Origin of the sequence: Stenotrophomonas sp. TWI377, from assembly GCF_039674525.1 — a bacterium.
Taxonomy (GTDB): domain Bacteria; phylum Pseudomonadota; class Gammaproteobacteria; order Xanthomonadales; family Xanthomonadaceae; genus Stenotrophomonas.
On record NZ_JBDJNT010000002.1, the window covers coordinates 79,959 to 105,672 of the forward strand.

Below are 25,714 nucleotides of genomic sequence, written 5' to 3' on the forward strand. Positions count from 1 at the left end.
GGTGTCACTCGCTCTTGTCCGGCGCCTTCGGCAACGCCACACCCTTCGGCCACAGCATCCAGATCGTGCCCTTCTGCTTCATGTGCCCGGCCAGCTCACCCGCCGCATCGCCGGTGCCCCAGAACAGGTCCGCGCGCACTTCGCCGGTGATGGCACCACCGGTATCCTGCGCGGCGACCGGGCGCACCAGGGCGGTGCCGTCCGGGCGCGTGGTGGACAGCCACAGCAGGCTGCCCAGCGGCACGACGTTGCGGTCCACCGCGACGCTGTAGCCGGCGGTCAGCGGCACGTTCAACGAGCCGCGCGGGCCGTCATCGCTGTCCGGGCCACGGGTGAAGAACACATAGCTGGGGTTGCTGGCCAGCAGCTCAGGCACGCGCGCGGGATGGGCATCGGCCCAGGCGCGGATGGCGGCCATGCTGACGTCGGCCTGCTTCAGCTCGCCCTGCTCCACCAGCCAGCGGCCGATCGGGCGATAGGGATGGCCGTTCTGGTCGGCGTAGGCGATCCGCAGCTGACGGCCGTCGGCCAGCTGGACGCGACCGGAGCCCTGGATCTGCAGGAACTGCAGGTCCATCGGGTGGGTCAGCCAAGCCAGCACCGGTGCTTTGACGCCGTTCGCGGCGATCCGCGCGGCATCGTCATACGGTTTGAGCACGCGCCCTTCCAAGCGGCCGCGCAGGCGCTTGCCCTTGAGTTCGGGGTAGAGGCTGTCGAGCTGGACGCTGACCATGTCGTCCGGCACGCCGTACACCGGCACCGATGCCTTGGCGGTACGCGTGAGGCTGCCGGCGTAGATGGGCTCGTAGTAGCCGGTGATCAGGCCGTCAGCCCGGTTGTTGGCGGCGCGCAGCGCATAGACGTCGAAATTCGCCTGCAGGAACTGGCGGATGGCGGCCGGCGTGGTGGCAACCTTGGCCGCCGCTGCGCAGGTAGGTGCCCAGTTGGCCTCCGTCTTCAGGCGCGGGCAGGCACTGCGCCAGGCCGCGAAGCCGGCTTGCAGATCGGCGTCCGCGACGGCGGGCAATGCGCTCCAGTTTGCCTTCGCATAGGTGCTGGTTGGCGCTGGCGCTGGTGATGCCGGGCGCTGCGGCGCGACCGCGCACGCGCTCAACAGCGCCAACCCGACGCCCATCAGCGCGGCGTGCTTGAGTGTGGACAGGACGGGCGTGAACTTCATGGGCGGCGTTCCTGTTGCAGCAGCAGCGAGTGCAGGATGCGGGCGTCTTCGGCATCGAGATCCGCGGGGAGATCATCGCGGCCGCGGAAGCGGCGATGGAAGGCGCCGACGGCAGCAGCGCGGTCGTCCATCGGGTAACCGAACGTCTGCAGGGCCATCCAGGGATCGAAGCCGACCGGTGCCGGGCCATCGGCTGCGCGCGGCCACACGCCGAAACCGGCTTCGGCCAGTTGCTGCCACGGGAAGAAACGGCTGGGATCCTGCTTGCGCGAGGGCGCCAGATCGGCATGCGCGATGATCTGGCTGGGCGGAATGCGCAGGCGCGTGCACAGGTCATCCAGCAGGCGGATCAAGGCCGCGATCTGTGCCGGTGCGAACGGCGTGTTGCCATCGTTGTCGATCTCGATGCCGATCGAGGCCGAGTTGAGATCGGTGATCGTCCCCCAGCGACCGGGACCGGCATGCCAGGCGCGCCGGTCATCGCCCACCAGTTGGTAGATGTGGCCATCGGCCCCGACCAGATAGTGCGAACTGACCTTGCCGCCGCTGTTGGCGCTGCGCAGCGTGTCCAGGCTCTGCTGCACGGAATGCTGATCGGTGTGGTGCAACACGATCACCACCGGCGCGCGCGCGTTGTGGTTCGGCGACGGCACCCAGGTGGCGAGCGGGCTGCGGACCTCGGTGCTGGCGCAGGCGGCGAGCAGCAGAAGGGCGAGCAGTGCGAGGGAAGTACGGGTCACGTGCATGCCTGCATTGTGCGTGATTGCACGATCAGCTGCCAAAGCACGGTAATGCCCGGCAGGCGCCCACAAAGAAGCCGGCGACCCGAAGGCCGCCGGCGAAGGTAAAGCATCTCTCTCTCGTTTCTAATGCGGTATCGCGCAGCTCAGGCCTCGTAGGCCGACTCGCCGTGCGAGGTGACGTCCAGGCCGGTGCGCTCTGCTTCTTCGGTGACGCGCAGGCCGAACACCATGCGTACCACCAGCAGGATCAGCACGGTGGCCACGGCACACCAGACGATGGTGAAGCCGACGCTGACCAGCTGCACCCAGACCTGGTGGCCGATGTCCAGATCGGCCTTGGTGCCGCCCAGCGATTGCGCGCTGAACACACCGGTGAGCAGTGCACCGACGATGCCGCCGATGCCGTGCACGCCGAACACGTCGGCGGTGTCATCGACCTTGAGCAGGCGCTTGAGACCGGTGACGCCCCAGACGCAGACCACGCCGGCGACCAGGCCGATCACGATCGCGCCCAGCGGACCCACGGTGCCGCAGGCCGGGGTGATGCCGACCAGGCCGGCCACGGCGCCGGAGGCGGCGCCCAGCGCGGACGGCTTGCCCTTGCTGACCGCTTCGACCAGGGTCCAGCCCAGCACGGCAGCAGCGGTGGCCAGGATGGTGTTGATGAAGGCCAGCGAGGCGACGGTATCGGCCGCGGCGGCCGAGCCGGCGTTGAAGCCGAACCAGCCCACCCACAGCAGCATCGCCCCGATGTAGGTGAACGGCACGTTGTGCGGCTTCAGTGCCGTCTGGCCGTAGCCGATGCGCTTGCCGACGAAGTACGCGCCCACCAGGCCCGCCACGCCGGCATTGATGTGGACCACGGTGCCACCGGCGAAATCGATCGCGCCCATCTCACCGAGATAGCCACCGCCCCACACGATGTGCGCCATCGGGATGTAGCTCAGGGTGAACCACAGGGCAGAGAACAGCAGCACGGCCTTGAACTTGATGCGCTCGGCGAACGCACCAACGATCAGGGCGGTGGTGATGCCGGCGAAGGTCGACTGGAAGGCAACGAACAGGTAGTCCGGCAGGCCGGCGATCGGCGTGTTGCCGACGGTGTCCGGGCCGAAGCCCTTGAGGAAGGCGAACTGCGTGAACGAGCCGAAGAAGGCGTTGCCTTCACTGAACACCGCGCTGTAGCCATAGGCCACCCACAGCATCAGCACCAGCGAGAACACCACCAGGATCTGGCTGAGGATGGACAGCACGTTCTTTGAGCGGACCAGGCCGCCGTAGAACAGGGCCAGGCCCGGCACCACCATCAGCAGCACCAGCAAGGTGGAGGTCAGCATCCAGGCGACATCGCCGTGGTCGAAGGTGGCTGCAGCAGCGGCTTCGGCGACCGGGGCAGCCGTGGCCTCCGGCGTGGCCGGCAGCGGCTCGACCGCGACCGTCTCCGAGGGTGCCGGCGTGACCTGCGCCTGGGCGTGCGCGCTGCTGGAGAAGGCACCAACGGCCAATGCGCTGAGCAGCATCATCAGGCACACGGCATGGAACCGGGCTTGCCACCCGGTGAACAAAGAGGTCTTCATTGTGGGCTCCGAGTGGGGTTAGAGCGCGTCAGCGCCGATTTCGCCGGTGCGGATGCGGACGACCTGTTCGACCGCGGTGACAAAGATTTTGCCGTCGCCGATCTTGCCGGTGCCGGCCGCGGTCTGGATGGCCTCGACGACGGCCTCCAGGCGATCGTCGGTCACGACGGTCTCGATCTTGATCTTCGGCAGGAAATCCACGACGTACTCCGCGCCGCGATACAACTCGGTGTGGCCCTTCTGGCGCCCGAAGCCTTTGACTTCGGTCACGGTGATGCCCGACACGCCAGCGTCGGAGAGGGCCTCGCGGACCTCGTCGAGCTTGAACGGCCGGATGATGGCGGAGATCAATTTCATGCGCATATCCCGATGGTGGATGGAACCGGCCCACGTGGGACCGATGTCAGGTCAACCGGCGGCCACTTGCACATGGCCGCCGGTCGTTGCGCCGAACGTTGCATGGGCCACGCCGTTGCCGACGCCCGAAGGGCGACGCCAGCGGTGACGCGGGAGGGAGGAAGGGCCCATGACACGCGTCCGGTCTCTCTTGCCCCTGGTGGTGAAGCGGACCAACGGTCCGCTCTACCCTTTCATAGCGGACCAACGGTCCGCTCTACCCTTTCGTAGCGGACCAACGGTCCGCTGTACGACGTACCTTGCCGGCTCCCCAGCCGGAAAGGCGGCGACGATGACGAAGGGTGGGAGGGAAATCCTTCGTCATCGTCACCTGTTGCTCAGTTCGCGTAGTACATCTGGTACTCGAGCGGGTGGGTCGCCGCGCGGAACTTGGTGACTTCCTGCATCTTCAGTGCGATGTAGCCGTCGATGAAGTCGTCGCTCATCACGCCACCGGCCTTGAGGAACTCGCGGTCCTTGTCCAGCGCTTCCAGGGCCTGGTCCAGCGAGGAGCAGACCTGCGGGATCAGCTTCTCTTCTTCCGGCGGCAGGTCGTACAGATCCTTGTCGCTCGGTGCGCCCGGGTCGATCTGGTTCTTGATGCCGTCCAGGCCGGCCATCATCAGCACGGTGAAAGTCAGGTAGCCGGACTGGATCGGATCGGGGAAGCGCATTTCGATGCGGCGCGCCTTCGGGTTGGACACCCACGGAATGCGGCACGAGGCGGAACGGTTGCGGGCCGAGTAGGCCAGCATCACCGGGGCTTCGAAGCCCGGGACCAGGCGCTTGTAGCTGTTGGTGCCGGAGTTGGCGAAGGCATTGATCGCCTTGGCGTGCTTGAAGATGCCGCCGATGTACCACAGCGCCAGCTGGCTCAGGCCGCCGTAGCCGTCACCGGAGAACAGGTTGGTGCCGCCCTTGGAGAGCGACTGGTGCACGTGCATGCCGCTGCCGTTGTCGCCGACCAGCGGCTTGGGCATGAAGGTGGCGGTCTTGCCGTTGCGGTGGGCGACGTTCTTGATGACGTGCTTCATGCGCAGCAGTTCGTCGGCCTTCTGCACCAGGGTGCTGAACTTGGTGCCGATTTCGCACTGGCCGGCGGTGGCCACTTCGTGATGCTGCACTTCCACTTCGATGCCGACCTGTTCCAGCGTCTTGCACATTTCCGCACGCAGGTCGTGCAGCGAATCGGTCGGCGGGACCGGGAAGTAGCCGCCCTTCACGGCGGGACGGTAGCCGCTGTTGGCGCCGTCGTACTTGTCACCGGTGCTCCACGCGGCTTCTTCGGAATCGATCTTGAAGAAGGTGTGGCCCATGTCGTTGGCGAAGCGGACCGAGTCGAAGATGAAGAACTCCGGCTCCGGACCGAAGAAGGCCTGCTCGGCGATGCCGGAGGACTTCAGGTAGGCCTCGGCGCGCTTGGCGATGCCGCGCGGGCAGCGGCCGTACGGCTGCATGGTGGCCGGATCGAGGATGTCGCAGCTGATGACCAGGGTCGGGTCGGCGTAGAACGGGTCGATGTAGGCACTGGACGGATCCGGCAGCAGGACCATGTCCGATTCGTTGATGCCCTTCCAGCCGGCGATCGAGCTGCCATCGAACATCTTGCCTTCTTCAAACAGCGACGGCTCCACGATGCTGACCGGGAAGGTGACGTGCTGCTCGATACCACGCATATCGACGAAACGCAGGTCGATGAACTCGATCTGGTTGTCCTTGATCAGCTTCTCAACATTTTCCACGGACATCGGTGAAACCTCAGATGGGTGATTGCGTAGGTAGATACAGCAAACCCCGTGCCAACTTTTCAGCGTTCACAAATCCTTGATTTCACTGGCCTGGCGCACCGCGCGCCGCGTGGGCGGACGCACCAAAGCAGTGCAAACGCTGCACCACGCACACCTTTGGTGCGATGCGCGATGCTCTATGCTTTACGCCCACGGGCCGTCGACAGGCGACGTTGGCCACAGCGTCCCGCTGTCGCCGCTGCCCGATTCCTCCCTTCCGCGAGCTCCAGTACCGCCGATGTCCGACCTGTTCTCCGCCCTCCTTCTGGGCATTCTTGAAGGCCTCACCGAATTCCTGCCGATCTCCAGCACCGGCCACCTGCTGATCGCCCAGCACTGGCTGGGAGCACGCTCGGATTTCTTCAACATCATCATCCAGGCCGGCGCGATCCTGGCGATCACGCTGGTGTTCCGGCAGCGGCTGTGGTCCCTGGCGACCGGCCTGCATGAGCGCGCCAACCGGGATTACGTGCTCAAGCTCGGGACCGCCTTCCTGGTCACCGCCGTGGTTGGCCTGCCGGTCCGCCTGGCCGGCTGGGAGCTGCCGGAGACGGTCACGCCGGTGGCCTGGGCGCTGATCATCGGTGGCCTGTGGATGATCCTGGTGGAGGCCTACACCGCGCGCCTGCCCGAGCGCGATGAGGTGACCTGGAAGGTCGCCATCCTGGTCGGTGTGGCGCAGGTGGTGGCGGGTGTGTTCCCGGGCACCTCGCGTTCGGCGGCGGCGATCTTCATCGCGATGCTGTTCGGCCTGAGTCGCCGCGCGAAAGCCACCGAGTTCGTGTTCCTGGTCGGCATCCCGACCATGTTCGCCGCCAGCGGCTATGCCTTCCTGGAACTGGCCAAGGACGGCAAGCTTGCCAGCGAGAACTGGACCGATGTGGGCGTGGCCTTCCTTGCCGCGGTCGTCACCGGCTTCATCGTAGTGAAGTGGTTGCTGGGCTACATCAAGTCGCACAAGTTCACGGCGTTCGCGGTTTACCGCATCGCACTGGGCGCGGCATTGCTGCTCTGGTTGCCGGCTGGCAACTGAACGGCCCGGCGCCGACGTCACCCCGTTGTGGCTGCGCCGGCGTTTTTCCCCAGGTTCCCAAGGAGATGTACATGAAACGCACCCTGATGCTGATCCTGCCGCTGGCCCTCATGGCCGCCTGCAGCAACCCCTCCACCGCCCCGGCCGGCCGCGATGACCTCGCCCCGGCACCGACCGCCGCCGCCGACCAGGCCGCCGTGGCCCGTCTGGACGTGCAGCGCCTGCAGGGCAGCCATTGGCGCCTGGATTCGGCCACCGACGCCGGCGGCAAGCGCATCGATGCGCTGTTCGCCCGCGCCGACAAGCCGGTCACGCTGGACTTCAAGGATGACCGCATCGCGATCAGCAACACCTGCAACCGCATGGGCGGCGGCTACACGCTGGCCGATGGTTCGCTGACCATCTCGCCGATGGCCTCGACCATGATGGCCTGCACGGACAAGCACCTGATGGCGCTGGACCAGGCCGTCGGCAGCCGCCTGGAAGGCGCGCTCAAGACCGAACTGGGCGATGCCGGCCAGCTGACCCTGCGTACCGCCAACGGGGATGTGCTGGTGTTCACCCCGGAACCGACCGCTGAAACCCGCTACGGCGGCGAAGGCGAAACGGTGTTCCTGGAAGTGGCCGCGCAGACCAAGCCGTGCCCACACCCGATGATCCGCGACAAGCAGTGCCTGCAGACCCGCGAGATCCGCTATGACGCCAACGGCATCAAGCAGGGCGAGCCGGGCGAGTGGCAGAACTTCTACGACGTCATCGAGGGCTACACTCACGAAGACGGCGTGCGCAACGTGGTGCGCGTGAAGCGCTACACGATCGCCAACCCGCCGGCCGATGCCTCGTCCAACGCCTATGTGCTGGACATGGTGGTCGAGTCCGCGAACGAGACAAAGTAAGACGCAGAAGGGCGGCCACGGGCCGCCCTTCTTCATCCCGTAGTGCCGGCCGCTGGCCGGCTCCCGACTGTAGTGCCGGCCGCTGGCCGGCTCCCGACAGCGCAGTACCGACCAACGGTCGGTACCTACCGGATGTGGCGCCGACCAACGGTCGGTACCTACCGGGGCGCGCCGACCTGCGGTCGGCACGTATCACCTCACGCCAGCGCCGGATTCAACGTGTAGGTGCCATGCAGCGAGGCTTCGGCCAGCACGTGCCCGTGCATCGCATGCAGCACATCCGCGGCGGTGAACGGCGTGGGCAGCACCAGCTGGGCCACGTCCAGCGCGAACACACGGAAGAAATAGCGGTGCACGCGCTCATCGTTGAACGGCGGGTACGGGCCGTCGTAGCCCAGGTACTGGCCGGCCATGTCCGGATTGCCGGCGAACCAGCCGGTGAAATCGTTCAGGCCCTGGCGGCAGCCTGCCGGGCCCGCCGGCTGCGTCTTGCCGCCCACGGTGAAGCCATCGCTGCAGCTGCCCGCGGCCAGCGCGCGCACGTCGGCCGGGATATCGGCCATCGCCCAGTGCGCGAAGTGCGCACGCGGCTGATCGCGCGGCACCGTGCAATCCTGGCGGCCGACCGTGTCCGGCACGGTCGGCACATCCGGGTCGATGCACAGCAGCGCGAACGACCGGGTGCCGGCCGGCACATCGTGCCAGGCCAGCTGCGGGTTGCGGTTGGGCGCGAAGCCCTCGGCATCGCCGGCCGCGAAGGTGGCGGCGATCGGTTGGCCGTTGGTGATGCTGTCACTGCTCAGATGCATACCGGTCTCCTCATTCTTCCGGGTAGCCCAGGCGCACGGCGACCGAGGTCAGCAGCGCGAAGGCCGGGCCCATTTCATCGCGGTAATCGCGCCAGTGGCCCGGTGCCATGCGGGCCGGGCCAAGCGTGGGTGCGGGCGGGAAACGCATGCCGAACTGGGCGCCGAGGTACTCGGCCATCGCCTGCGGATCGTTGCCGATGTCGTCGATCTTCAGCAGCGCGTGCGGGTACAGGCTCTGTTCGTGCAGGGTGGCGACCTGGGCCAGCGAACGCGCCAGCCATTCGGCCGCTTCGTGCACCGAGGTCACCGCGAGCGGCGCCGGGGCGCTGAAGGCGATCCACTCCAGCAGCATGTCGCGCGGATCGCGCAGCACGATCACCAGGCGTGCTTCCGGCAGCTGCGGGCGCAGCGCCCACAGCAGTGCGTTGTCCCACCACAGCAGCCAGTCGATCACCGCGCCTTCGGCGATGCCCCGGGCCGGCAACTGGCTGCGCCACTGCTCCACCAGCGCCTCGGGCGTGAGCTTGCCGGTCGAGAGCTCCTGCAGCGTGTGATAGCGCTGGAAGGGATCGTTGGGCGGCGTCGGCCCGAAGCGGTCACCGCGCATCACCGGGCTGGCGGCCGCCATCGCGGCGACCACCCGCTCCACCCCGGAGCCCGGCGCACCCCAGATGAACAGCGGGGCGATGGCATTGTCCTCAGCCACCGGCGCCAGCTCCGGCCAGCTCAGCGGGGCTTTGGCCTGCGGCGGCAACGGCAGGCGCTGGGGTGCCTCGGCCGCATGCAGGTCCACCCACGTCCGCAGCGCATCGTGGTACTGGCCGGCACGGTCCTGGACGGACCCCAGCCACGCGCGCAGTCCGGCCTTCGCTTCTTCAGGTGCGTTGTCATGCAGCGCCTGCACGCGCGCAATGGCGGCGGCCGGCTCGCGCGTGAGCAGGCCGTCGACCAGGCGCACTTCAGCAGACACCCGGCCCGGCTCCAGCGCGACGATGCGCTCGGCCACGGCCTCGGCCTGGTCGGCTTCGTTGTTCATGTCGTGCAGGCGCAGACGCGTTTCCAGTGCCGGCAGGTGCTCAGGCATGGCCTGCAGCCAGCGTTCGCCCACGGCCACCGCTTCCGGGCCACCCACGGGTTCCACGGTAAGGCGCGCCATCCACAGGTCATGCACCTCGGGATGATCGGCCAGGGTCGCATCCAGCGTTTCCCGGGCCTGCTGTTCACGCCCCAGGCGCTGCCAGGCCATCAGCAGCATCTGCAGCGTGTGGCGATCGGACGGCCACTGCGCCAGCACCGGCAACAGGTGCTCAAGCGCCAGCAACGGCTGACCGGCCTGCAGTTCGAGCTCCCCGGCCAGACGGCGCATGGCCGGGGTGTCGCCACCGGGCGCCGCCAGCACCTGGCGCATCATGTCCGACGCGCTTTCCAGGTTGCCTTGGCGCAGCGCAAGCTGGACCACCAGCCCCTGCAGGGCGGTGGTCGCCGGATTCAGGGCAAGCACACGGCGGAAGGCCTGTTCGGCGAAGGCCAACATGTCTTTGCCGAGGTAGGCGAAGCCGAGCGCATACAACACACGGGCGTCATCGGGCAGCGCCTGGCTGGCTGCCGAGAGCTGGGCCAGCGCGCGATCCACCTCGCCACGGCGCAGCGCGACCATGCCCGACAGCGCGGCCAGTTCCGGATGCTCGGCGTCCACGCGCAGCGCCAGGCGGGTCAGTCGATCGGCTTCATCCACGTCGTTGCGGGCCAGCGCCAGATGCGCCTGCATCACGTACGCGGACAGTTCGTTGGGATTGAGTTCGGCCGTGCGGTCCAGCGCCGAGCCGGCCGCATCGAACTGGCGCAGGGCCAGCAGCAGGCCCGCCTGCTGCAGATGCAGGTCGGCGTTGTCCGGCGCCAGCGTCAGCGCCTGCTGCAGGCTGGCCAGTGCGTCATCGAACTGGCCCTGCTGCTGCAGCGACAGCGACAGCCAGCGGTGCGCCTGCGGCTGCTCCGGCTCGGCCGTGGTCCATTCGCGCGCCAGCTGTACCGCGTCGTCGGCCGCATTGCGGCGCAGGGCTTGGAGAATCTGGTCTTGCATGACGGTCCGAACTCGAGGGCAAACCCCGATTGTAGCGGGGCCGGCCGGCCAGAACGCCCGATCAGGCGGGGGTATTGGCCTCGATCCGCAGCCGCTGGGCTACCCAGCGCTCGGAGAAGCCATCGCCGCGCCAGTTTTCCAGGAAGCCGCAATGGCCGCCCCACGGGGCAATCTCCAGGTGGGCATGGGCCGGCAGACGCCAGCCGTTGAAGGTGGCGAACGGGATCACCGGATCGTCCTGGGCCATCAGGATGTCGGCCGGCACCTGCAGCCCGGCCAGGCGATCACCCGCGATGGAGTAGCCATCGAAGTAGGCCTGCAGCGAGCCGAACTCGGTGTGGTGCTCGACCAGCCAGGCGGTCAGCGCGCGGATGTCCAGCTTGAGCACGCGGTCGTCCCAGTCGCTCAGCTCGGGAAACAGATCGCGCTTGCGGCGCAGCGAGCCAGCCCATTTACGCCGGAAGTACCAGTCATACATTGCCGGGCCGTTCTCGATGCTCTCCATCGTGATCGCCGGGTCCAGCACCGGGCAGACCGAGGCCACGCGGCGCAGCGGCACGCCGGCCGAGGGCGCACGCAGGGCCAGGCGGAGCACGAAGTTGCCACCCAGCGAATAACCGGCCGCGACCAGGGGCAGCTCGGGCCAGCGTCGGGCGATGTCGCCGGCGGCCTGCACCACTTCATCGATGCGGTTGGAGTGGAAGATGCCGGGGTTGAGGTGGTGGGTGTTGCCGTGGTCGCGGAAGTTCAGCCGCACCACGTCGTAGCCCTCCTCCAGCAGCCGCGCGGCAGTCATGCGCATGTAGCTGGATTCGGCACTGCCTTCCCAGCCATGCAGCAGCAACGCCATGCCGATCGGCTGGCGTCCCTGGATATAGCTGTGCCACCCCTGCAGGCGGACGCCTTCGCCGCCATCGAGAATGAGTTCGTCGGTATGTGCGCCGGTGGCCGCCAGCAGCACCAGGCCGCGCTGCATGCGCATCCGGCTGGAACTGAGCATCGACTGCAGGTGCGGATTGCGCAGCCAACGCGGGGGGTGATAGTCGGCAGCGGTCAACATGGGCGCGAGCCTGCTCCCGGCCGCGACGCTGGCGTGTGAAGGATCACCACCGCCTACTCGGCGGACATGGCCGCCAGGATGCGCGCACGCGAGGTTTCTGCGATGCGGCGACGGCCTTCCAGATCGTGGGTATCAATGGGCGCGAGGAAGTGCACCTCGGCCCGCCGTGCCGGCTCTCCCAGCACACGCAGGAAGTTGGCGAAGAAGCTCTCTTTCGGGCCGAACGCGACAATTGTCTGCGCATCACCGCGCCAGCCATACCGCAACGCGACCGGCTGGATCGGGACCTGGGTCTCGACGGCGGCCTGGAAGATGCGCGCATGGAACGGGCCGACTTCATGGCCACCGCGGGTGCGTCCTTCGGGGAACACGCCGACCGCCTTGCCTTCGCGCAGGCGCACGACCATTTCCTGCATCACGCCGCCCAACGATTCGGTGCTGCCACGCTGGTGGAAAATGGTCTGCCCGCGCGCGGCCAGCCAACCGACCACCGGCCAGCCGGCGATCTCCTGCTTGGCCACGAAGCCCATCATCCGCTGGCTGTGCAGCATCGAGATATCGACCCAGCTGACATGGTTGGCCACGAACAGCACCGCGCCCGGCAGCGGCGTGCCGATCCGGTGCAGGCGGAAGCCGAAGATCCACATCAGGCCGGCCGACCAGGCGTTCACCGCCGCATGTTCGAACGTGCGCTCGCCCACACGCATACGCCCCCACGGCGGCAGCATGGCGATCAGCAGCATCGGCAGGAACAGCAACAGGTGGACCAGCAGCAGCGGTACGCGGTACAGGTAACGGCACACACGCGCCACGCCGCCACGTGAGGCCGGAGTGGGGGAATTCATCCGCGAACGATACCCGAGCGCCGCAGGCTCTGCCAGCGGAATCCGGACAAATCGATGGCGTGCGCAAGCCAGCCGCCGCAAGCCGTCAAGCCAACGGCCACCGGCGGCACAACGGCCGTGCCCACATGCGCCGGCGCACTGTCGCGGGCCACGCAACACAGCATCCGTGCCATGCGCGCGATCAGCCCGGGCGCACGGCGGGCACCACCGCCAGGGTCAACCGCGAGGTACAGACCAGCTTGCCGGCCTCGTCCTCGATGCGGATGTCCCACACCTGGGTGCTGCGCCCGACATGCACCGCACGCGCGGTGCCGGTCACCGTGCCGGCGCGCACGGCGCGGATGTGGTTGGCATTGATCTCCAGCCCGACGCAGACCTGCGCGGTGGTATCCACGCACAGGTTGCCGGCGCTGCTGCCGAGGGTTTCGGCCAGCACGACCGACGCCCCGCCGTGGAGGATGCCGTACGGCTGGCGGGTGCGTTCATCGACCGGCATGGTCGCGCTGATCCAGTCCTCGCCGGCGGCGGTGAACGCGATGCCCAGGTGCTCGATGAGCGTGTTGCGGCTGAGCGCGTTGAGCGCTTCGATGGACACCGCGTCGCGGAATACCTGGGACATGCAGCTTCTCCGTGGGGTTGCAGACTTACAGGATCGGGACCAGCCCGGCGCCGAAGGCGGTGAGCATGCGCACCAGCAGCCACTTCGGCCCGACATTCACTTCGGGAAAGTCACCGACGGCGACATAGCACGTGTGGAAGGCCGGGTCCTGCCGCTTGAGCGGATCCGGGCACGCGGGCCCGGGCTGGAATTCGTAATCGGTGGCGTAGCGCCACGGCCAGAAATCGAGCACCGGCAGCGCCTCGGAGGCCTTGCCGACGCTGTAGTTCAGGCCGGACAGCACCGGCGGCTTGGCACGCGGCGCGACCACCCAGGAGTTCTGCGGGTGGATGTCGCGCAGGATGCTCTGCGCCAGCGCCTCGGCGAACACCGGGTCATCGATGATCACCGCGCCTTCGGTGTTGTAGTTCTCGCTGCGCGGATCGAAGTTGTGCGTGCCGATCACGCCGATGCGGCGGTCAACCACCATCGACTTGGCATGCAGGCCCATGCGCGCGCCCTTGCGGGTGACCGGCAGCGGCTTGTTGACCGCCTTGGTGCCCAGGAACGAGGGCCGGGTTTCGGCACGCAGCACGCGGCGCTCGACTTCGCTGCCATCGGTACTGCGGCGGCGACCGCTGGCGCTGTTTCGATCGGCGCTCCCTCGGCGGGGGCCGCTGCTGGCACGGTTGTCGGCGCTGCCGCGCGCATTGCTGCCGGCCGCGCTGCCGCCGAGCAGGCTGCTGCGCTTGCCCTGCGACGGCGGCTCCTCGGTTCCCAGCGGTGCGGGCAGCAGATTGCGGTAATCCACCGGCGCATCCAGCGGGAACGGCTTGAACTCGTAGATGTTGAAGCCAAGCTCACGCAGGTTGCGGCGTTTGTACTTGTAGGACAGCGCGTAGACGATCGGGTTGTCGGTGGCGGCCAGGCTGTTGGTCGAGACCACCACGCGCGGCGCCTGCTCGCGCTTGCGCAGGGTGCGGAACAGCTGCTGCGCCGGCTTGGACAGGACCAGATACGGCGTCTGCAGCAACACCTCGGACTGCGCGCTGGCAATCAGCGCATCCAGCTGCGGTTCGGTCACGTGCTGGCCGTTGGCCGGCTGGCTGGCGCGTTCGCGGCGATGTTTGCGTGGCAGGTCCGCGACGTACTGCACCGAGGCTACCGGCAGAGCGGTGTCGACGAAGGTACGCCGCACGAAGTCCGGATCGTTGGCTTCTTCGCTGACCCGCTCGACCCGCTCCGGGCGCCGGAAGTCGGCCGGCGGCATGGCCGGTACGCCCTGGCGGAGCAGGGTTCGCCCCACATCGTTGAGGCGCTCGGCCGGCACGCTGCGCGGCGCGCGCCAGAAGGCATCGAAGTTGGCGGCCATCTCACGCACTTCCGGGCCGGCCACGATCACGTCGCGGTCGCGGAAATTGTATTCACTGTCCCAGTCGTAATAGTCGTCCTGGTAATTGCGCCCACCGACCACGCCCAACGCATCGTCGACCACCAGCAGCTTGTTGTGCATGCGCTGGTTGAAGCGGCGGAAGCAGCAGACCACGCTGGCGGCGTAGTCGAAGTAGTTCAGGCGTGCCTTGCCGAAGGTCGGGTTGTAGACCCGCAGCGAAAAATTGGCATGGCTACCGGACAGGGCGCCGAGAATCTCCAAGTCGGAGATCGCCGAGAGCTGGTCGATCAGCACGCGCACCTTGACCCCGCGGCGGGCGGCCGCCTGCAGTTCGTCCAGCACCAGCCGGGCGCTGTCGTCCTTGTCGAAGATGTAGGTCTGCAGGTCGATGCTGCGGGTGGCGCTGCGGATCAGGTTCAACCGTGCGACCAGCGAGATCTCGCCTTCGTCCAGGATGGTGGCGTAATGCCGCGGCTGCCCCGGGTGGGATTCGGCAAAGGCGCGGCCACCGAGCGCGCGCAGCGGTGAATCCAGCGCGCAGCGGTCCGGCTGGTCGCAGTCGACCACGGTCGAGCGCGCCTGCACGGCGATGCCGGCCGCGCGCTCGCGTTCGGCGTTGGACAGCGAGGCACAGCCGCTGCCCAGCAACAGCGTTGCCAGCACCAACAGACGCAGCAATGGATTCACGGTTTCGGCGCCTCGCTCAGACGCGCACGCAATACAAAGGTCACTCGATCACTCAGGGCAAGCTGCCAGCTGTCCATTCCATACCGGCCACGTTGGACGGTACCGCGGCTGACCACATCGCAATCATACCCGGCCCGGGCACAGGCCGGCGGCTCGACCCGCAGGGTCTCCGGGTGGCTGACCCCGCGCAGGATCAGCCGGCCCTGGATGCTGCCGCCCTTGTCCACCACCTCGGGCCAGTAGGGCAGCGAGTCGAACTCGACCACCGGGTAGCGGGCCGAGTCGAAGAACTCCTCGCCGCGCATCCAGCCGGTGTACCGGGGCTTGCCGGGGATTTCCACATAACGGGTGAACATCCGCAGGTGCACCTGGTGGCGACCGTCGGAGAGCACCTCGATGTTGCCTTCAAAGCGCGGGAACACGCCCTCGATGCGCTGTCCCAGCCGCGTCCGGATCTCAAACCCGAAGCGCGAACTGGCCGTATCGAAGGCCAGGGCATGGCTGGTCGGAGCCGGTACCGACGACGGCGGGGCGGCATGCACCGCCCCTGCCATCAACAGCAGCCCGGACCACGCCGCGCGGACTGCCCACACTGCTTACGGCCACCAGAAGGCGGTCAGGCTGGCCACGCCAGGCTCGATGGCGGCCTCACGGTCGAAGGCCAGTACCGCGATCCCACCCGGCGGCATGCCCCGGTAGTCGCTGCTGGTGCCCTCGCTCATCAGGGCCACCAGTTGTTCCAGGCCGGGGTTATGGCCCACCACCAGCAGGCGGTCCACATCGCGGCGTGCATCGATCAACCCCATCAGGGTGCCGGGGGTGGCCTCATAGACAGCATCCTCCAGCCGCTTCTCGACGAAGCCGGTGATGCCCAGGACGGCTTCCAGGGTTTCGCGGGTCCGCCGCGACGGCGAGCAGAGCACGCAGTCCGGCAGCAGATTGTTTTCCTTGAGCCAGCGGCCGGCGGCCTCGGCTTCGGCCAGACCGACCGGCGACAGCGGGCGGTCCAGATCGGCCTGGCCGGTGCTGGCGGTTTCAGCATGGGCGTGACGCAGCAGTATCAGTTCTCGCATGGGATCTCTCGTGTCAGGCTTTCTTCAGCCACTTCAACAGCGGCTCCCAGTCATTCTGGTGCTCGCGCACCTGGGCCGAGCGGTAGTCGAACAGACTCCGTCCGAGCCCGACCATCACCACATAGCTTTGGCTGTCGCGCAACTGCGCGACGACCTCATACGGCCAATCGGCCAACATCTGTATCGCCTGTTGCGAGGTCTGCGTCCAGGGTTTGGTGCGGTTGAGCACCAGCCCGACCGGCAGGCGGCGGTTATGTACGCGGGGAACCTTGGACAGGCTGTTGAGGAAGCCGACGATGGCTTCGATGTCCAGCGCGGAGGGCAGCACGGGGACCACCACCGCATCGGCAACGTCAAGGAAATGCGGAATATCGTCGGCCATCGCACCGGCCGGGGCATCGATGATGACCTCGTCGGTGCCCTCGGGAACCAGTCGTTCCCAGCTCTTTTTGCGGTACACGTCGATCGGCAGCACGGCGCTTTCCAGGACCGAGCGGCGTTGCGCCCAGCGGGTGCTGGAGCCCTGTGGATCGGCATCGGCCAGGACGGTCCGTTTGCCTTCCAATGCCGAATGCGCCGCCAGGTGGGTGGCGACGGTGGTCTTGCCCACCCCGCCCTTGGAACCGGCCACCAGGATCGTCTTCATGCAAGCCTCGCTTCCGGGGAACGTTCCCGCAGCCTACACCGGCGCCTGTGACGGAGATAGTCGCAGCGCTGAACCAGAACCGACGGCCACGGCTTTGCTATCGTGGGTGGTTCCAATGGACTGACCGCCAGCATGAGCGAACTACAGGACCTGAGCGCGCTGATCCGCGCCAACACCCCGCTGATCATCATCGAGACCCAGGATGAGGGCCGGGTGGTGGAGCTGTTCCGCCAGACCCTGATGCATGTCTGGCGTGCCCTGCACCGCTGGTCGATCACCGAGGGCCTGCGCCGGATCGACATGGACCGCGAGGACGACCCGGTCGGCCCGCCCGATGCCAGTTCGGCCCTGCAGATGATCCGCCAGGCCGAGCAGCGCGGCATCTATCTGCTGCTCGATTTCCACCCCTACCTGGGCTATGCCAGCCACCAGCGCGCCCTGCGCGACCTGATCCAGCGGCGGCACTGCGAGGCCCATGTGCTGGTGCTGATCGGGGCCAAGGTCGAGCTGCCGGCCGAGCTGGAAGCGCTGGCCACCCGCTTCAATCCGCGCCTGCCCGACCTAAACGCGCTGCTGAAGATGCTGCGCGAGGAAGCTGAAACCTATGCGCGCGAGAACGGCGGGCGGCGCGTGGAGGTGGACAACGAGGCGGTCCAGAAGATCCTGCACAACCTGCGCGGACTGAGCCTGGTCGACGCGCGGCGGATCGCCCGGCAGCTGATCTTCGCCGACGGCGCACTCAGCCAGGACGACCTGCCACAGCTGGCCCGGCTCAAGTTCGAGCTGCTCAACCGGGCCGGCCACCTGCACTTCGAATACGACACCACCCGCTTTGCCGACGTGGCCGGCGCCAACCGGCTCAAGCGCTGGGTCAACCAGCGCCGGCCGGTGTTCCTCGGCGGCGCGGGCCCGGCCGGCCTGGACCCGCCCAAGGGCATGCTGCTGCTCGGTGTGCAGGGCTGCGGCAAATCGATGCTGGCCAAGGCAACCGCGGCCGGTTTCGGCGTGCCACTGCTGCGGTTGGACTTCGGCAGCCTGTACGACAAGTACCACGGCGAGACCGAGAAGAACCTGCGCGACGCACTCGCCTCGGCCGAGCAGCTGGCCCCGTGCGTGCTGTGGATCGATGAGATCGAGAAAGGCCTGGCCAGTGGCGGCGAAGACGGCGGCGTGTCGCGCCGCGTGCTCGGCCACCTGCTGACCTGGCTGGCCGAGCGCAAGAGCACGGTGTTCATCGTCGCCACCGCCAACCAGGTGCATGAACTGCCGGCCGAGCTGCTGCGCAAGGGCCGTTTCGACGAAATCTTCTTCGTCGATCTGCCCGATGCCAACACCCGGGTCGAGCTGCTGCGCCTGCACCTGGGCAAGCGCCAGCTCAATGCCGACGACTTCGCGCTGCCCGCGCTGGCGGCCGCGGCGGATGGCTTCTCCGGTGCGGAGATCGAACAGGCGGTGGTCTCGGGGCTGTACGCCGCGCATGCCGAATCACGCGTGCTGGATACCGAACTGTTGATGCAGGAGATCCGCGGCAGCCGGCCGTTGTCGGTGCTGATGGCCGAACAGGTCACCGCGCTGCGCGAGTGGGCACGCGGGCGCACCGTCAGCGCGGACGCGTAGCGCCGACCGTTGGTCGGCTGCCGCATCACGGCGGACCCTGAACACCGGCCCCGCGCTGCAACACCCACACCCACGCCGGCAGCGTCACCAGCGACAGCAGGATCCCGTAGCCAACCAGTGCAGCGGCCAGGCGCGGGGCCAGGCGATGGGACATTGCCAGCGCGGCGGCGGTGATCATGGTCGGCATCGCCGACTCCAGCACATTGGCCTGCAGCATCGTGCCGTGCAGGCCGAACGCCCAGGAGATCGGCAGCGCCAGTGCCGGCATCACCAGCAGCTTGAGCAGCAACCCGATGCCCAGGGGCTTGAGTTCATCCAGTGGCAGGCGCAGCTGGATGGAGAAACCGACCGCCAGCATCACCAGCGGCAGCATCGCATCGGCCAGCTGCTTCAGTCCGGTGCCGATCCAGCCCGGCGGCTGTTCAGGCATCAGGGTCAACGCGAACAGCAACGCCCACAGCGGCGGGAACTTCGCGATCCGCAGCAGGATCTGCGCGGCGGTAGGCGGGGTGTCGCCGCTGTAGCGCGCGATCACATACAGGCCGAACGTGGACAGCAGCACGAAGGTGCCGAACTGGTCGTAGACCACCGCATACGGCAGTGCGTGATCACCGAGCAGCGCACGCACCATCGGGTAGCCGATGAAACTGGAATTGGACAGCGCCACGCAGATCAGCAGCACCGCATGCACGTCGCGGGCGAAGCCGAAGACGCGCGTGGCCAGGCTGACCCCGGCCAGCGTGCACAGCATCAACAACCACGGCGTGGCGACCAGCCCGATCAGGCTGATATCCAGATGCAGCCGCGGGACGTAGATCAGCACCGCCGCCGGCAGGCAGACATACAGCACGATGCGGTTGAGCACATCGGCCGTGTTGTCGGGCAACGCGCGCAGACGCGAGAACGCCATGCCCAGGCCGAGCATGGTCAGGATGAGAGCGAATGCATCGAACGCCATCGCGACAGCCTAGCCGATCCGGCAGTGGCCGCCGCCCCGACCATGGTCGAAACGGAAGGGTACGGCGGCCTCACCCGCCCCGATCACGGCCAGGCGGGCGGCTTCTCTGCCCACGCCCGCTGTACCTCGGCCAGCGTGCTGCGTTCGCTGTCGCGCCAACCCGGCAACAGTTCGGCATAGCGGTCCGTTCCGTTCCACTGCTGTGGCTCGGTGCGCACGGCCGCGGCATACCACTGCACGGCTTCGGCCTTGCGGCCCAGCGTCCACAGGGCCAGCGCGAAGGTGGGCGGCACCCACCCGGGGTTCCCGCGCAGCGTGTTCTGGGCCGCTGTCCACTGGGCCAGTGCAGCGTCGGTCTCCCCGAGGCGGAACAGATCCCAGCCATAGTTCCACCGCACGGAACGGCCCACCACCGAACTGGCCGACGCGGTCGTGGCGGCCTGTTCGTAAAGACTGCGTCCCAGCTCAGGGCGGCCCTGCGCGATGGCTACGCCCGCCAGCTGCACGGTGGCCTCCAGCGTCTTGCGGCCGCGCTCGCGGTGTTTCATCAATTGGTCGACGAGATCCCCGCCCTCGCCCTGCACCACCACCATCGGGGCGGCGGCCACGTCATTGTCGAAGTAGAACTCCTGCACCGCCGGCAGCGATTGCGCCGACACATTGAACACACCAGCCCCCATGGCCAGCATCACGCCGGCCAGCCTCTGTCTTGCAACTGCCATGCAAACTCCCCCAGGTTGTCACAACAACCTCCCCTCCTGATCCTAACCGCAGCGCAGGCCCGGCACCAAGCGCGGCCGACCAACGGTCGGATCTACCCGGCGCGCCGCCACACCCGCAGGCGGTTGTTGGCCGGCATCGCCACGTCCTCGGCCAGCTGCAGGCCCACCCCGGCCGCCAGGGCATCCACCGCTTCGGCATCGCGGATGCCCGAGGCCGGGTCCCGCGCCTTCAGCCACGCATCGAACTGGCGATTGCTCTCGCTGCTGTAGGCACCGTGGGCGTTGAACGGACCGTAGACGCACAGCACGGCGTCCTCGGCCATCACGGCAGGCAACCCGGCGAACAGCGCCTGCACGTGCGCCCAGCTCATGATGTGCAGGGTATTGGCAGTGAACACCGCATCGAACGCCAGCGGTGCGTCCGGCAGCGGCCCCAGCCCGGCCGCGGGCGACAGCTCCGCCTGCAGCGACCACGGCGCCGGCGTATTGGGCAGGCCGGCGGCCTGGAGCCGGGCGCCGATGCCGGGCAGGTGATCGGGATGATCGCTGGCCTGCCATTGCAGGTGGGGCAATGCCGCAGCGAAGTGTTCGGCATGCTGGCCGGTGCCGCTGCCGATCTCCAGCACCCGATGGCGGGCGGCGAGGTGGCGCTGCAGCACCGCCAGGATCGGTGCGCGGTTGCGGTCGCAGGCCTCGGACCAGCGTATCTGGCTCATCGGAATGTCACATCGGCAGGGAATCGATGTCCATCCAACCATGACCGCAGTCACTTGTGCCACTCCGCGATGCCACCGAAAGTCGAAGACTTGTCCAATGTCGGGGGCCTGCGTGCCGTCGGCCGTCCTTGGGGGATGTGAGCTGTGCAACGTCGTGAGTTTCTAGCGCTGTCTGGAATGGGCCTGGCGGGCCTGGTACTGCCGCATGGCCGGCTGATCGCCGCCGAGCAGCTGCTCGAGCCGGGAGATGTGGGCCGCCGCAAGGCGCTGGCCGAGGCCGCGCTCGCCGCCGCCAAGCGCGCCGGTGCCAGCTACTGCGACGTGCGCATCGGCCGCTACCTCAACCAGGCGGTCATCACCCGCGAGGCCAACGTCCAGAACGTCACCAACAGCGAGTCCTCGGGCATCGGCATCCGGGTGATCGTCAACGGCGCATGGGGCTTTGCCGCCACCCACCAGCAGACCCCGGCCGCGGTGCTGGCCACGGTCGAGCAGGCCGCGGCGATCGCCCGCGCCAACGCCGGCATCCAGACCCGTCCGGTGCAGCTGGCGCCGGTCACCGGCGTGGGTGACGTGAGCTGGAAGACCCCGATCCGCAAGAACGCGATGGCGGTGCCGATCAAGGACAAGGTCGAGATGCTGCTGTCGCTGAACGCGGCTGCGCTCAATGCCGGAGCCGACTTCATCAACTCCACGCTGTTCCTGGTCAACGAGCAGAAGTTCTTCGCTTCCAGCGATGGCTCCTTCATCGACCAGGACGTGCACCGGATCTGGCTGCCCTTCACCGCCACCGCGATCGACAAGGCCAGCGGCAAGTTCCGCACCCGCGCCGGGCTGTCCTCGCCGATGGGCATGGGCTACGAATTCCTGGATGGCGACGCGCGTGGCAAGATCGCGCTGCCGGGCGGCGTGGTCGCCTACCGTGATTCCTACGATCCGGTGGAGGACGCGATCGCCGCGGCCCGCCAGGCGCGGGAAAAGCTCAAGGCGCCGTCGGTCAAGCCGGGCAAGTACGACCTGGTACTGGACCCGTCCAACCTGTTCCTCACCATCCACGAGAACGTCGGCCACCCGCTGGAGCTGGACCGCGTGCTCGGCTACGAGGCCAACTACGCCGGCACCAGCTTCGCCACGCTGGACAAGCGCGATGCGGGCTTCCGCTGGGGCAGCGACATCGTCAACTTCTTCGCCGACAAGACCGCCCCGGGCAGCCTGGGCGCGGTGGGCTACGACGATGAGGGCGTGAAAACCAAGCGCTGGGACCTGGTCAAGGACGGCATCCTGGTCAACTACCAGGCCACCCGCGACGAGGTGCATATCCTTGGCGAGAAGGAGAGCCACGGCTGCAGCTATGCCGATTCGTGGTCCAGCGTGCAGTTCCAGCGCATGGCCAACGTGTCGCTGGCGCCGGGCAGGACCCCGCTGAGCGTGACCGACATGATCAAGAACGTGGAGAACGGCATCTACATCCACGGCCGTGGCTCCTACTCGATCGACCAGCAGCGCTTCAACGCGCAGTTCGGCGGCCAGCTGTACTACCAGATCAAGAACGGTGAGATCACCGGCATGGTCGAGGACGCCGCCTACCAGATCCGCACGCCGGAGTTCTGGAATGCCTGCAGCGCGATCTGCGACGAGCGCGATTTCCGCTTCGGCGGTTCGTTCTTCGATGGCAAGGGCCAGCCGGGCCAGGTCTCGGCGGTCTCGCATGGCTCATCGACCACGCGCTTCGATGGCATCAACATCATCAACACCGCGCGCAGCCTGGGATGAGCCTGTCCCCGCTCCGTGCCGAATGTCACTACCGCGGCGCCCGCATGGCCGCAAGAATCGGCTGTGCCGCCGCGGCGGTCGCCCTGATGTCGCTGTTTCCCTGCCACCCCCACACCGACGTGGAGAGCTGCCTTGCAAAGACGTGACTTTCTCGCCCTGACCGGGCTTACCGCTGGCGGACTGATCGTGCCGTCGTTCTTCGGCAAGGTCATTGCCGCCGAACAACTGCAGAGCGCACTCGATCCGGCGCTGAAAAAGCGCCTGGCCGATGCCGCCCTGGCCGCCGCGCGCCAGGCCGGTGCGACCTACTGCGACGTGCGTATCGGCCGCTACCTGCGCCAGTACGTGATCACCCGCGAGGACAAGGTCCAGAACGTGGTGAACACCGAATCGACCGGCGTGGGCATCCGCGTGATCGTCAACGGCGCCTGGGGCTTTGCCGCCACCAACCAGCTCGGCACCACCGATGTGGCGCGTGCCGCGCAGCAGGCCGCCGCGATCGCCAAGGCCAACGCCGGCGTGCAGACCGCCCCGGTGCAGCTGGCCGCCGCGCCCGGCGTGGGCGAAGTGTCCTGGCGCACCCCGATCCGCAAGAACGCGATGGACGTGCCGATCAAGGAGAAGGTCGAGCTGCTGCTGGACGTCAATGCAGGCGCGATGGGCGCCGGCGCCAGCTTCGTCAACTCGATGCTGTTCCTGGTCAACGAGCAGAAGTACTTCGCCTCCACCGATGGCTCCTACATCGACCAGGATGTGCACCGCATCTGGGCACCGATGACGGTCACCGCCATCGACAAGAGCACCGGCAAGTTCCGCACCCGCTCCGGGCTGTCCTCGCCGATGGGCCTGGGCTACGAGTACCTCGATGGCGTCGGCACCGGCAAGGCGGTCTCGCCCAACGGCGTGGTCAACTACCGCAACTCCTATGACATGAAGGCCGATGCGATCGCCGCGGCCAAGCAGGCGCAGGAAAAGCTCAAGGCACCGTCGGTGAAGCCAGGCAAGTACGACCTGATCCTGGATCCGTCGCACACCTGGCTCACCATCCACGAGTCGGTCGGCCACCCGCTGGAACTGGACCGCGTGCTTGGCTACGAAGCCAACTACGCCGGCACCAGCTTCGCCACGCTGGACAAGCGAGAGCAGCATTTCCAGTACGGCAGCGACAAGGTCAACATCTTTGCCGACAAGACCCAGCCGGGCAGTCTCGGTGCGGTCGGCTACGACGATGAGGGCGTCAAGACCAAGCGCTGGGACCTGATCAGCGAAGGCAAGCTGGTGGATTACCAGACCATCCGCGACCAGGCCCATATCCTGGGCAAGACCGAGTCCGACGGCTGCTGCTATGCCGATTCCTGGTCCAGCGTGCAGTTCCAGCGCATGGCCAATGTCTCGATGGCGCCGGGCAAGTCCAAGCTGAGCGTGGCCGACATGGTCAAGGACGTCGAGAACGGCATCTACATCATCGGCGACGGCTCGTTCTCCATCGATCAACAGCGCTACAACGCGCAGTTCGGTGGCCAGCTGTTCTATGAAATCAAGAACGGGCAGATCACCCGCATGCTCGAGGACGTGGCCTACCAGATCCGCACGCCGGAGTTCTGGAACGCCTGCACCGCGGTGGCCGATGAAAGCGACTACCGCCTGGGCGGTTCGTTCTTCGACGGCAAGGGCCAGCCCGGCCAGGTCTCGGCGGTCTCGCACGGTTCGTCCACCGCGCGCTTCAACGGCATCAACGTCATCAACACCGCGCGCAGCCTCGGCTGACCGGTCAGGAGCCCCAATCCATGAGTATCTTCACCGAAGCGCAGGCCAAGGCCATCCTCGACAAGGTCATCGCGCTCTCCAAGGCCGATGAGTGCACCGCCGTGCTGGCCGGCTCGATCGACGGCAACATCCGTTTCGCGCTCAACAACGTCTCCACCAGCGGCATCGTCGACAACACCGAACTGGCCGTCACGGTCGCCTTCGGCAAGCGGGTCGGCACCGCCTCGATCAACGAGTTCGACGACGCCGCACTGGAACGTGTGGTGCGTCGTGCCGAAGATCTGGCCCGCCTGGCCCCGGAGAACCCGGAGTTCCTGCCGGCGATCGGCAAGCAGACCTACCGGTCCAGCCCGACCTTCAGCGAATCCACCGCGGCCATCGACCCGGCCTTCCGTGCCAAGGTCGCCGCCGACTCGATCGCGCCGTGCCGTGGCAACGGCCTGATCGCCGCCGGCTTCCTGGAAGATGGCCAGAGCTTCTACGCCACCGCCAACAGCAACGGCAACTTCGGTTACCAGCGCGGCACCAACTTCGATTACACCTGCACCGTGCGTACCGAAGACGGCCGCGGTTCGGGCTGGGTCGGCCGCAACCTCAAGGATGCCGCCGATTTCAAGGCCGACCAGGACATCCGCATCGCCATGCGCAAGGCCACCGAATCGGCCGAAGCCAAGGCGTTGGAGCCGGGCAAGTACACGGTGATCCTGGAGCCGGCGGCCGCGGCCGGCCTGATCAGCTTCATGATGAACTTCTTCGATGCGCGCTCGGCCGATGAAGGCCGCAGCTTCCTCTCCAGGAAGGGCGGCGGCAACAAGCTCGGCGAACAGGTCTACGACCCGCGCGTGACCATGGTGGCCGACCCGTGGCACCCGGAGGCGGCCGTGCTGCCGTGGGACAACGAAGGCCAGCCGCGCGAGAAGCTGGACATCATCAAGGACGGCAAGATCGCCAACCTCAACTACTCGCGTTTCTGGGCGCAGAAGCAGGGCAAGACCGCCAACGCGCGGCCGGGCAACCTGCTGATGGCCGGTGGCGACAAGAGCACCGCCGAGCTGGTGCGTGGCACCCAGAAGGGCATCCTGGTCACCCGCACCTGGTACATCCGCATGGTCGATCCGCAGACCGTGCTGCTGACCGGCCTGACCCGCGATGGCACCTTCTACATCGAGAACGGCCAGATCAAGCACCCGGTGAAGAACTTCCGCTTCAACGAGTCGCCGGTGATCATGCTCAACAACATCGAAGAACTGGGCAAGCCGGTGCGTGTGGCCGGTGACGAGTCCAGCTTGGTGATGATGATTCCGCCGATGAAGCTGCGTGATTTCACCTTCACCTCGTTGTCCGACGCGGTCTGATGA

General features: G+C 67.4%; 23 protein-coding genes. 6 read left to right on the forward strand and 17 right to left on the reverse strand.

The window, feature by feature from the left end; genetic code table 11:
- Positions 1-4 precede the first annotated feature (4 nt).
- The 5 genes from ABE546_RS03755 to glnA all read right to left on the reverse strand — a co-directional run bounded on the left by ABE546_RS03755 (position 5) and on the right by glnA (position 5,644).
- Entirely contained in the window at positions 5-1,180 is a 1,176-nt protein-coding gene (locus ABE546_RS03755; RefSeq protein WP_346462739.1) for a murein transglycosylase A, read from the reverse strand.
- Positions 1,177-1,926: an N-acetylmuramoyl-L-alanine amidase gene (locus tag ABE546_RS03760; protein WP_346462740.1), complete on the reverse strand. Its 750-nt coding sequence runs from the start codon at positions 1,924-1,926 to the stop codon at positions 1,177-1,179. The genes ABE546_RS03755 and ABE546_RS03760 overlap by 4 nt, the downstream gene beginning before the upstream one ends.
- 140 nt (positions 1,927-2,066) lie before the next feature.
- Complete coding sequence (amt, locus tag ABE546_RS03765) at positions 2,067-3,500, reverse strand: ammonium transporter (RefSeq protein ID WP_346462741.1); 1,434 nt, start codon at positions 3,498-3,500, stop codon at positions 2,067-2,069.
- A gap of 18 nt (positions 3,501-3,518) precedes the next feature.
- On the reverse strand, positions 3,519-3,857 hold the full coding sequence (locus ABE546_RS03770; protein WP_019184907.1) for a P-II family nitrogen regulator: 339 nt from the start codon (positions 3,855-3,857) through the stop codon (positions 3,519-3,521).
- Between the two features lie 377 nt (positions 3,858-4,234).
- Positions 4,235-5,644 (reverse strand): type I glutamate--ammonia ligase, encoded by a 1,410-nt coding sequence (gene glnA / locus ABE546_RS03775; protein WP_121044004.1) that lies wholly within the window; start codon positions 5,642-5,644, stop codon positions 4,235-4,237.
- A 277-nt stretch (positions 5,645-5,921) separates the two neighbouring features.
- On the opposite strand from glnA, the gene ABE546_RS03780 reads away from it, so the two are divergent.
- Positions 5,922-6,716, forward strand: a complete 795-nt coding sequence (locus ABE546_RS03780; protein WP_313211218.1) for an undecaprenyl-diphosphate phosphatase — start codon at positions 5,922-5,924, stop codon at positions 6,714-6,716.
- A gap of 71 nt (positions 6,717-6,787) precedes the next feature.
- Complete coding sequence (locus tag ABE546_RS03785) at positions 6,788-7,612, forward strand: META and DUF4377 domain-containing protein (protein WP_346462742.1); 825 nt, start codon at positions 6,788-6,790, stop codon at positions 7,610-7,612.
- A gap of 197 nt (positions 7,613-7,809) precedes the next feature.
- Here ABE546_RS03785 and ABE546_RS03790 read toward each other — a convergent pair whose 3' ends face one another.
- The 9 genes from ABE546_RS03790 to ABE546_RS03830 form a co-directional block, all read right to left on the reverse strand.
- A complete protein-coding gene (locus tag ABE546_RS03790; protein ID WP_313211216.1) occupies positions 7,810-8,421 on the reverse strand; it encodes a YbhB/YbcL family Raf kinase inhibitor-like protein in 612 nt (203 codons plus the stop codon).
- Positions 8,422-8,431: 10 nt separating this feature from the next.
- Positions 8,432-10,501: a tetratricopeptide repeat protein gene (locus ABE546_RS03795; protein ID WP_346462743.1), complete on the reverse strand. Its 2,070-nt coding sequence runs from the start codon at positions 10,499-10,501 to the stop codon at positions 8,432-8,434.
- Between the two features lie 61 nt (positions 10,502-10,562).
- The gene (locus tag ABE546_RS03800) at positions 10,563-11,558 is read right to left on the reverse strand and encodes an alpha/beta fold hydrolase (protein ID WP_313211229.1); all 996 of its coding nucleotides are present in this window, start codon (positions 11,556-11,558) and stop codon (positions 10,563-10,565) included.
- Between the two features lie 56 nt (positions 11,559-11,614).
- The gene (locus ABE546_RS03805; protein WP_313211214.1) at positions 11,615-12,406 is read right to left on the reverse strand and encodes a lysophospholipid acyltransferase family protein; all 792 of its coding nucleotides are present in this window, start codon (positions 12,404-12,406) and stop codon (positions 11,615-11,617) included.
- A gap of 181 nt (positions 12,407-12,587) precedes the next feature.
- Entirely contained in the window at positions 12,588-13,025 is a 438-nt protein-coding gene (locus ABE546_RS03810) for a hotdog fold thioesterase (RefSeq protein WP_313211213.1), read from the reverse strand.
- A 25-nt stretch (positions 13,026-13,050) separates the two neighbouring features.
- Positions 13,051-15,084: a phospholipase D family protein gene (locus tag ABE546_RS03815; RefSeq protein ID WP_313211212.1), complete on the reverse strand. Its 2,034-nt coding sequence runs from the start codon at positions 15,082-15,084 to the stop codon at positions 13,051-13,053.
- Entirely contained in the window at positions 15,081-15,638 is a 558-nt protein-coding gene (locus tag ABE546_RS03820; protein ID WP_259462215.1) for a YceI family protein, read from the reverse strand. Before ABE546_RS03820 ends, ABE546_RS03815 begins: the two co-directional genes overlap by 4 nt.
- Positions 15,639-15,680: 42 nt before the next feature.
- A complete protein-coding gene (locus tag ABE546_RS03825) occupies positions 15,681-16,157 on the reverse strand; it encodes a histidine phosphatase family protein (RefSeq protein WP_121043976.1) in 477 nt (158 codons plus the stop codon).
- Between the two features lie 13 nt (positions 16,158-16,170).
- The gene (locus tag ABE546_RS03830) at positions 16,171-16,803 is read right to left on the reverse strand and encodes a ParA family protein (protein ID WP_313211211.1); all 633 of its coding nucleotides are present in this window, start codon (positions 16,801-16,803) and stop codon (positions 16,171-16,173) included.
- Positions 16,804-16,935: 132 nt separating this feature from the next.
- On the opposite strand from ABE546_RS03830, the gene ABE546_RS03835 reads away from it, so the two are divergent.
- The gene (locus tag ABE546_RS03835; protein WP_313211210.1) at positions 16,936-18,420 is read left to right on the forward strand and encodes an AAA family ATPase; all 1,485 of its coding nucleotides are present in this window, start codon (positions 16,936-16,938) and stop codon (positions 18,418-18,420) included.
- A gap of 25 nt (positions 18,421-18,445) precedes the next feature.
- Here the strand turns inward: ABE546_RS03835 and ABE546_RS03840 are convergent, their stop codons facing one another.
- The 3 genes from ABE546_RS03840 to ABE546_RS03850 form a co-directional block, all read right to left on the reverse strand.
- Positions 18,446-19,378 (reverse strand): AEC family transporter, encoded by a 933-nt coding sequence (locus ABE546_RS03840; protein WP_313219846.1) that lies wholly within the window; start codon positions 19,376-19,378, stop codon positions 18,446-18,448.
- Between the two features lie 83 nt (positions 19,379-19,461).
- Positions 19,462-20,100: a tetratricopeptide repeat protein gene (locus ABE546_RS03845; protein ID WP_346462744.1), complete on the reverse strand. Its 639-nt coding sequence runs from the start codon at positions 20,098-20,100 to the stop codon at positions 19,462-19,464.
- Between the two features lie 92 nt (positions 20,101-20,192).
- Positions 20,193-20,816, reverse strand: coding sequence for a DUF938 domain-containing protein (locus tag ABE546_RS03850; protein ID WP_313219845.1), 624 nt, complete (start codon positions 20,814-20,816; stop codon positions 20,193-20,195).
- A gap of 144 nt (positions 20,817-20,960) precedes the next feature.
- Between ABE546_RS03850 and ABE546_RS03855 the strand changes: the two genes are divergently transcribed.
- From ABE546_RS03855 to ABE546_RS03865, 3 genes are all read left to right on the forward strand, one after another.
- Positions 20,961-22,589 carry a TldD/PmbA family protein gene (locus tag ABE546_RS03855; protein ID WP_346462745.1) on the forward strand — a complete coding sequence of 543 codons (1,629 nt, stop codon included), beginning with the start codon at positions 20,961-20,963 and terminating at the stop codon, positions 22,587-22,589.
- A gap of 132 nt (positions 22,590-22,721) precedes the next feature.
- Entirely contained in the window at positions 22,722-24,356 is a 1,635-nt protein-coding gene (locus ABE546_RS03860) for a TldD/PmbA family protein (protein ID WP_313211205.1), read from the forward strand.
- 20 nt (positions 24,357-24,376) lie between these two features.
- A complete protein-coding gene (locus tag ABE546_RS03865) occupies positions 24,377-25,711 on the forward strand; it encodes a TldD/PmbA family protein (protein ID WP_313211204.1) in 1,335 nt (444 codons plus the stop codon).
- The last annotated feature ends 3 nt before the right edge of the window (positions 25,712-25,714 follow it).